Source organism: Longimicrobium sp. (assembly GCF_036387355.1).
GTDB lineage: Bacteria > Gemmatimonadota > Gemmatimonadetes > Longimicrobiales > Longimicrobiaceae > Longimicrobium.
Genome location: NZ_DASVTX010000256.1, coordinates 1 through 6,647 on the forward strand (window position 1 = coordinate 1; position 6,647 = coordinate 6,647).

6 protein-coding genes are annotated in these 6,647 nt (G+C 67.7%); 3 read left to right on the plus strand and 3 right to left on the minus strand.

What is annotated here, in order from left to right:
* The 3 genes from VF665_RS11125 to VF665_RS11135 form a co-directional block, all read right to left on the minus strand.
* On the minus strand, positions 1-350 hold a 350-nt coding region (locus VF665_RS11125), incomplete at its 3' end, for a hypothetical protein (protein ID WP_331053502.1).
* A 121-nt stretch (positions 351-471) separates the two neighbouring features.
* On the minus strand, positions 472-1,473 hold the full coding sequence (locus tag VF665_RS11130; protein WP_331053503.1) for a hypothetical protein: 1,002 nt from the start codon (positions 1,471-1,473) through the stop codon (positions 472-474).
* Positions 1,474-1,504: 31 nt separating this feature from the next.
* On the minus strand, positions 1,505-1,729 hold the full coding sequence (locus tag VF665_RS11135) for an AbrB/MazE/SpoVT family DNA-binding domain-containing protein (RefSeq protein WP_331053504.1): 225 nt from the start codon (positions 1,727-1,729) through the stop codon (positions 1,505-1,507).
* Positions 1,730-1,954: 225 nt separating this feature from the next.
* Here VF665_RS11135 and ileS point away from each other — a divergent pair, with 225 nt between their 5' ends.
* The 3 genes from ileS to VF665_RS11150 are packed head-to-tail and all read left to right on the plus strand — an operon-like array spanning position 1,955 to position 6,619.
* On the plus strand, positions 1,955-5,116 hold the full coding sequence (gene ileS, locus VF665_RS11140; protein ID WP_331053505.1) for an isoleucine--tRNA ligase: 3,162 nt from the start codon (positions 1,955-1,957) through the stop codon (positions 5,114-5,116).
* Positions 5,117-5,118: 2 nt separating this feature from the next.
* A complete protein-coding gene (gene lspA, locus VF665_RS11145; RefSeq protein WP_331053506.1) occupies positions 5,119-5,661 on the plus strand; it encodes a signal peptidase II in 543 nt (180 codons plus the stop codon).
* On the plus strand, positions 5,648-6,619 hold the full coding sequence (locus VF665_RS11150; RefSeq protein ID WP_331053507.1) for an RluA family pseudouridine synthase: 972 nt from the start codon (positions 5,648-5,650) through the stop codon (positions 6,617-6,619). Before lspA ends, VF665_RS11150 begins: the two co-directional genes overlap by 14 nt.
* The last annotated feature ends 28 nt before the right edge of the window (positions 6,620-6,647 follow it).

Genomic DNA, 6,647 nt, shown 5'->3' on the forward strand with positions numbered 1-6,647 from the left:
ACTTTTAGGCCGGTTTTCGTTACCCCGTCCGGTGTACCGACCGGGTAGGTCAGAAGATTCTGGGTGGTCACATCCACAGCGAAGGTCTGGGCGACCGTATCACCCACCAGATTCGATGATGCCATCTTCATCTGGTTCTGCCCGAAAATCGCGGCCGAGAAGTCTCGCTTGCCGACGCCGGCCTGCGCTCTGCAAGTCAGCATCATCCGGTCGGTATCGGCCGTGCACTCCGCAACTGCGATCGAAACTTCTTGTCGATCCGGCATCAAGAGTTCTGCGTCACTGCAGGCACCGGCGATCACCGCCGCGACACAGGTGAGTGCCGCGGCATACAACGTACTTCTCTGCATGGATAGCTCGTTCAGGAAGGAGAATGGGGAATTGCGGATCTGCGTCAGCCGGGTGCACTGGGCGAGAAGGGGGATGCCTGGGGAGGAAAACACGCGGTCAGTCGGGGCCCGGTCGCCCCCGTCATTCGCGGGGAGTAGACAGCATCTGAAGCGACATGTTCCGGATGTGGTTGGCTTCCGCTACCTCGGCAAGGAGCCGGAATGAGAACTCGTATTCCAGCAAACGTTTGATGGAACCCCGCGCGGGAACAAGGACCCTGGCCCGGTCACCCGATTCCCATATGAGTGTGGCCCGCCGGTAATCAACAGCCGCCTGACGCTCGTCCGCGGTGGCACCGGGTCGAAAGACGATGTCGAGGACGTCGGGAACGCACATGTCCTCAAAACGAGCCTCGCACCGGACCAGACCAGGAAGGGAACCCCCTCCAGAGGCGGCCGCAACCGTTGCCGGATTTGCACCCACCACCCGCACCGAGAACGAGAATGATTGTACCTCGGGTGGAACAGTCCACCGCCATGGCGCCGCGGCGGTCGTTTCGCCCGGGGCAAGGATTGTGTCGTACGCCATGTAGCCTTGATCTCCCGTGCTGCGGACGTCGATTACGCCGCTCGCGTTCGCTAGAACCAGCGCCGAGCCGGGCATCCCTCTGGGCCTCGTGACAGTCGGTCCGCTTTCAAGATAAACCTTGAGGCCTGTGCGTGCGGCGCCGTCAGGAGTACCGATCGCAAACGGCCGACGGTTCTGAACCGCAAGGCTCACGGTAACCGTGCCCGCCGCGGGATCTCTGGTGATGCCCTGAGCGACGATCTCAATCAGGTCCTGATCGCGAGGAGGTCCGGCTCTGTCATGCGGACGCCAACCCGCCTTGGCACAGCGAACCGTTTCGGCCCGAACATCGACGATGCAATCCGTACGGGCCGGCGGGTCCAGAGGTCCGAGCGATGCAACCACAAGGGCCAGAAGCGGGACTCCCATATTGCGTGAACTCCAGTCGGGGCGGGGTAGGACCTGCCACTTGGTGGTGGGCAGGACCCAGGCCACTTTGCTGCCGTGGGAATGTACGGCGTAGAACCATATCGTGCCATTTACGCCGCCAAGCTCTGCATCCGCACAGTCGACCATGTGAATCCTCTGCCAAGTGCCCGGCAGAAGCTCACGCGGCCAGTTTTCCGACTGAGTTCTGGTACCGTTCGGAGATCCGGGTTCCTGCAGCGGTGGCCCGCGCGAGAGTCGGATGGTAGGGCGTGATGAGGATTCCGCCCTCCGTCTCGACAATGCACACGGGATCGCCCGCGCCGAGGTTCAGTCTGTCTGCCACCGCGACCGGAAGCGCGACGGCGAGCGATCCACCGAAATCCTGCAGCTTCTTCTCGTTCACGGTACTCCTCTGTTCTCCATCGCCGAATTCGTGCGGCGGCTCACAGTGCCGGAACGTGAGGCACGGCACAAGCCTGTTTGATCGGGATGCCGTGCGGTTGTCGGCGGTCCTCAACGAACCTGCGGAATCTGAGCCCACCGGGGTCGCGGCGCTTGCCGCTCGCGTTATATTCCGCGTTTCGCGTGAATCCGCCGCCGTGCGGCGCTGTCGTCATCAGATCGGTCGATGAAGAACTTTCCCGAGCTTCCCCCGTCGGTCAACGCGCTGGAAGAAGAGGTCCTGGGCCGCTGGCAGGCCGAGGACACCTTTCGCCAGAGCCTGGAGCGCACAAAGGACGGCGAGCCCTTCGTGTTCTACGAGGGCCCGCCCACGGCCAACGGCCGCCCCGGCATTCACCACGTCTTTTCGCGCACCATCAAGGACGCCGTCGCGCGCTTCCGCACCATGCAGGGGCGCTACGTTCCGCGCATTGCCGGGTGGGACACGCACGGCCTGCCGGTGGAGATCGAGGCGGAAAAGAAGCTCGGCATCAGCGGCAAGCGCGAGATCGAGGAAATCGGCATCGCCCGCTTCAACGAAGTGTGCCGCGAGAGCGTGCTCACGTACACCGACGAATGGCAGCGATTCAGCGCCCGCATCGGGTACTGGCTGGACTACTCGCGGCCGTACGTGACCTACCACCCGGAATACATCGAGTCCGTCTGGTGGCTGCTCAAGCAGATCAGCGAGCGCGGCCTGTTCTACAAGGGCCACAAGGTGCTCCCCTACTGCCCGCGCTGCGGCACCGGGCTGTCGAGCCACGAGCTGGCGCTGGGCTACAAGGACGTCAAGGACCCGTCGCTCTACTTCACCGCGCCCATCCTGAACGCGGACGGCCAGCCGGACGGCCGCGAGTTCCTGGTGTGGACCACCACGCCGTGGACCGTGGTGAGCAACGTGGCCCTCGCCGTGAACGCGGAGTTCGAGTACGCCGAGGTGGCGCACGAGGAGCACCGCTACGTGCTGGCCCGCGCCCGCGTGGCGCCGCTGTTCGGCTCGGAAGAAGGAATCGTGCGCACCTTTCCCGCGTCGGAACTCGTCGGCCTTCGCTACCAGCGGCCGCTGGACTGGGCGCACCCCGTCGGCTTCAGCGACGAGGTGGTGAACCGCGCGTGGCAGGTGCATCCCGCGGAGTGGGTGACCGCGGAGGACGGCACCGGCATCGTGCACACCGCGGTGGCGTTCGGCGCGGACGACTACAAGCTGGGGCAGGAGGTGGGGCTTCCCATCATCATGCCGCTGGACGACCGGGGGCGGTTCAAGGAAGGAATCCCGCTCGTGGCCGGCGTGTTCGCCAAGGACGCGGACACGGACCTGGTCATCGAGCTCAAGCGGCTGGGTCGCGTGTTCCGCTCGTCGCGCGAGGAGCACAGCTATCCGCACTGCTGGCGCTGCGGAAGCCCGCTGCTGTACATGGCGCGCGACTCGTGGTTCATCCGCACTACGCAGGTGCGTGAGCAGATGCTGGCCGACAACGCGCAGATCCGCTGGTTTCCGCCTGAGGTGGGCGCCGGCCGCTTTGGCGAGTGGCTGGAGAACAACGTGGACTGGGCCATCAGCCGCAACCGCTTCTGGGGCACGCCGCTCCCCGCGTGGGTGTGCGAGCGCGACCCGTCGCACATCCACTTCATCGGCTCGTTCGATGAACTGAAGCAGAAGAGCGGGCTGGCCGAGCTTCCCGACCCGCACCGCCCGTTCGTGGACGAGGTGACGTTCCCCTGCGACTGCGGCGGGACCATGCGCCGCACGCCGGAAGTGATCGACGTGTGGTTCGACAGCGGGGCCATGCCCTTTGCGCAGCACCACTACCCGTTCGAGAACCAGGACGTGCAGGAACGCCAGTTCCCCGCGGACTTCATCTGCGAGGGGGTGGACCAGACGCGCGGATGGTTCTACAGCCTGCTGGCCATCAGCACGCTGCTGGGGCGCGGCCCGGCGTACCGCAACGTGGTCGTCAACGACCTGGTGCTGGACGCCAGCGGGCAGAAGATGAGCAAGTCGCGCGGCAACACGGTCAACCCGCAGGAGGCCGTAGACCAGTTCGGCGCCGACGCCATTCGCTGGTACCTGCTGGGCTCGTCGCACCCGTGGCTGCCCAAGCGCTTCGATCCGGAAGGCGTCAAGGACGTGCAGCGCAAGACGTTCGACACGCTGCGCCAGACGTACCGCTTCTTTGCGCTCTACGCCAACCTGGAAGGGTTCACGGCGGATGCGGAGGCGCCCGCGCCGGCCGAGCGCGGCGTGCTGGACCGCTGGCTGCTGAGCCGCCTGGCCAGCGTGACGGCGGAGGTGACGGCGGACCTGGAGGGCTACAACCTGACGCACGCCGTGCGCGCGGTGAGCGACTTTGTGACGGACGACCTGAGCAACTGGTACGTCCGCCGGTCGCGCGACCGCTTCTGGGGGAGTGCGGACCGGGCGGACACGCGCGCCGCCTTCGCCACGCTGCGCGCGGCGCTGGTGACCACGGCGCAGCTGATGGCGCCGGTGGCCCCGTTCCTGTCGGACTGGCTGCACCACGCGCTCACGGGCGAAAGCGTGCACCTGTCCGGCTTTCCGCCCGTCGACAGCGCCGCGAGGGATGAACAGCTGGAGCGGGGGATGAACGCCGTGCGCACGCTGTCCACGCTGGGCCGCGCGGCGCGGGAGCAGGTTTCCATCCGCGTGCGCCAGCCGCTGGGCACCGTGTACGCCGTGGTTCCCGACGGCTACGAGGTGGACGACACCCTGCTCGGCATCCTGCGCGACGAGCTGAACGTGCACGCGGTGGAGTTCATGCACCGCGCGGAGGAGCTCGTCACGTTCAGCGCGCGGCCCATCTTCAAGGCGCTGGGCGCGGCTTTCGGAAAGCGGACGCCGCGGGTGGGCGACGCCGTGCGCGCGCTGGGGTCGGACGCGCTTTCCGCCTTCCGGCGCGGCGAGCGGCTTACGGTTACGGTGGATGGGGAGGAGTTGGAGCTGAGCGGCGAGCACCTGGAGATCGTGCAGGGCGCGCGGGGCGCCTTTGCCATCGCGGCGGAAGGCGGCTTTACCATCGCGCTGGATCCCACGCTCACGCCCGAGCTGCGGCTGGAAGGGCTGGCGCGCGAACTCGTCAACCGGGTGCAGAACCTGCGCAAGGAGAGCGGATTCCAGGTGAGCGACCGCATTCGCCTGGGCATCTTTGGCGATGGGGAAATCCTGGACGTGGCCGAGCGCTGGGGCGAGTTCGTGGCGGGAGAAACGCTGGCGGTGCAGGTGGAGCACGGCAGCGTGGTGGAGTTCGAGCGGTACGAGGCCTCGCGCGAGGTGGATCTGGACGGCGTGGCGGGGACGGTGGCCATCGGGCGCGTACAGGACGGGGAGTGACGATGGCGGAACCGATCCGCGCCGGAACCCCGGCGGACGAGGCGCGCAAGAAGACGGCGCTGTACCTGACCCTGGTCGTCGGGTGGATTCTTCTGGACCAGGCCACCAAGGTGCTCGTCCAGAACACTCTGCGGCTGTACAGCCCGGTGCCCGTGCTGGGCGACTTCTTCCGGCTGACGTACATCTACAACCCGGGCGCGGCCTTTGGGCTGCACCTGGGCGGATGGTCGCGCATTCTGTTCAGCGTGCTGGCGCTGGTGGCGTCGGCCGCGCTGTTCGGCATGTACCGGCAGTCCGACTGGAACGACCGGCTGCGGATGTACGCCATCCCGCTGGTGACGGGCGGCGCCATCGGCAACCTGATCGACCGCATCCGCTCGTCGCGCGGCGTGGTGGACTTTCTGGACTTCGGCTGGGGCGAGCACCGCTGGCCGGTGTTCAACGTGGCCGACATCGGCGTGACGGTGGGCGCCCTGCTGCTGGCCGTCTCCCTGTGGCGCGAAGAAAAGAAGCTGGAAGCGGAAGAAGACGTTGTCGCGACCTGAGGAGGGCGCCACCGAGTTCGTGGTGGGCGACGAGGCGGGCGAGCGGCTGGACAGCTGGCTGGCCGGCCGGCTGGGCCTGTCGCGAAGCCGGGTGGAGAAGCTGATCGAAGACGGGCGCGTGCTGCTGAACGGCGCCCCGCCGCGCAAGCGCGACATTCCCGCGGCGGGCGACCGGGTGCAGGTGCGCGTGCCCCCGCCGGCGGCGTCGCCCATGGCGGCGGAAGACATTCCGCTCTCCATCACCTACCAGGACGACGACCTGCTGGTGATCGACAAGCCGCCCGGCCTGGTGGTGCACCCCGCGCCGGGGAACGCGGAAGGCACGCTGGTGAACGCGCTGCTGCACGCCGTGCGCGACCTGTCGGGGATCGGCGGGGTGCTGCGGCCGGGGATCGTGCACCGGCTGGACCGCGACACGTCGGGGCTGATGGTGGTGGCTAAGACCGACGACGCGCACCAGGTGCTCTCCGACGAGCTGCGGGCGCGCCGGGTGAAGCGCGTGTACCTGGCCGCCGCCTGGGGCCATCTGCCGGACGACGCCATGCTGGTGGACGCGCCCATCGGGCGGCACCCCACGGAGCGGACGCGGATGGCGGTGGTGCCGGACGGCCGGGTGGCGCGCACCCGCTTCACCCGCGTGGAGCGGTGGCGCGCGGCGGACCTGGTGCGGGCGGAACTGGAGACGGGGCGCACGCACCAGATCCGCGTGCACCTGCGCCACATCGGGCACCCGGTGGTGGGCGACCGCACGTACGGCCCGGAGCGGCAGCGGGGCATCACGGGCGCGGACCGCATCTGGGCTGCGGGGCTGAGCAAGCGCGTCCCCCGCCAGTTCCTTCACGCCACCGAGCTCCGCTTCACGCACCCCCGCACGGGCGAGCCGCTCACGTTTCATTCGCCGCTTCCGCCGGATCTCGCCGCGGCCGCGGAGTGGGCGAGGGGACAGGGAAGGGAATAGGGAATAGGGAATAGGGAATAGGGGGAAC

What these genes read in the sequence shown, in the direction of transcription:
- VF665_RS11130 (WP_331053503.1), bottom strand. Translation starts at nt 1,473, where the DNA reads ATGGTCGACTGTGCGGATGCAGAGCTTGGCGGCGTAAATGGCACGATA.
- ileS (WP_331053505.1), top strand. Translation starts at nt 1,955, where the DNA reads ATGAAGAACTTTCCCGAGCTTCCCCCGTCGGTCAACGCGCTGGAAGAA.
- lspA (WP_331053506.1), top strand. Translation starts at nt 5,119, where the DNA reads ATGGCGGAACCGATCCGCGCCGGAACCCCGGCGGACGAGGCGCGCAAG.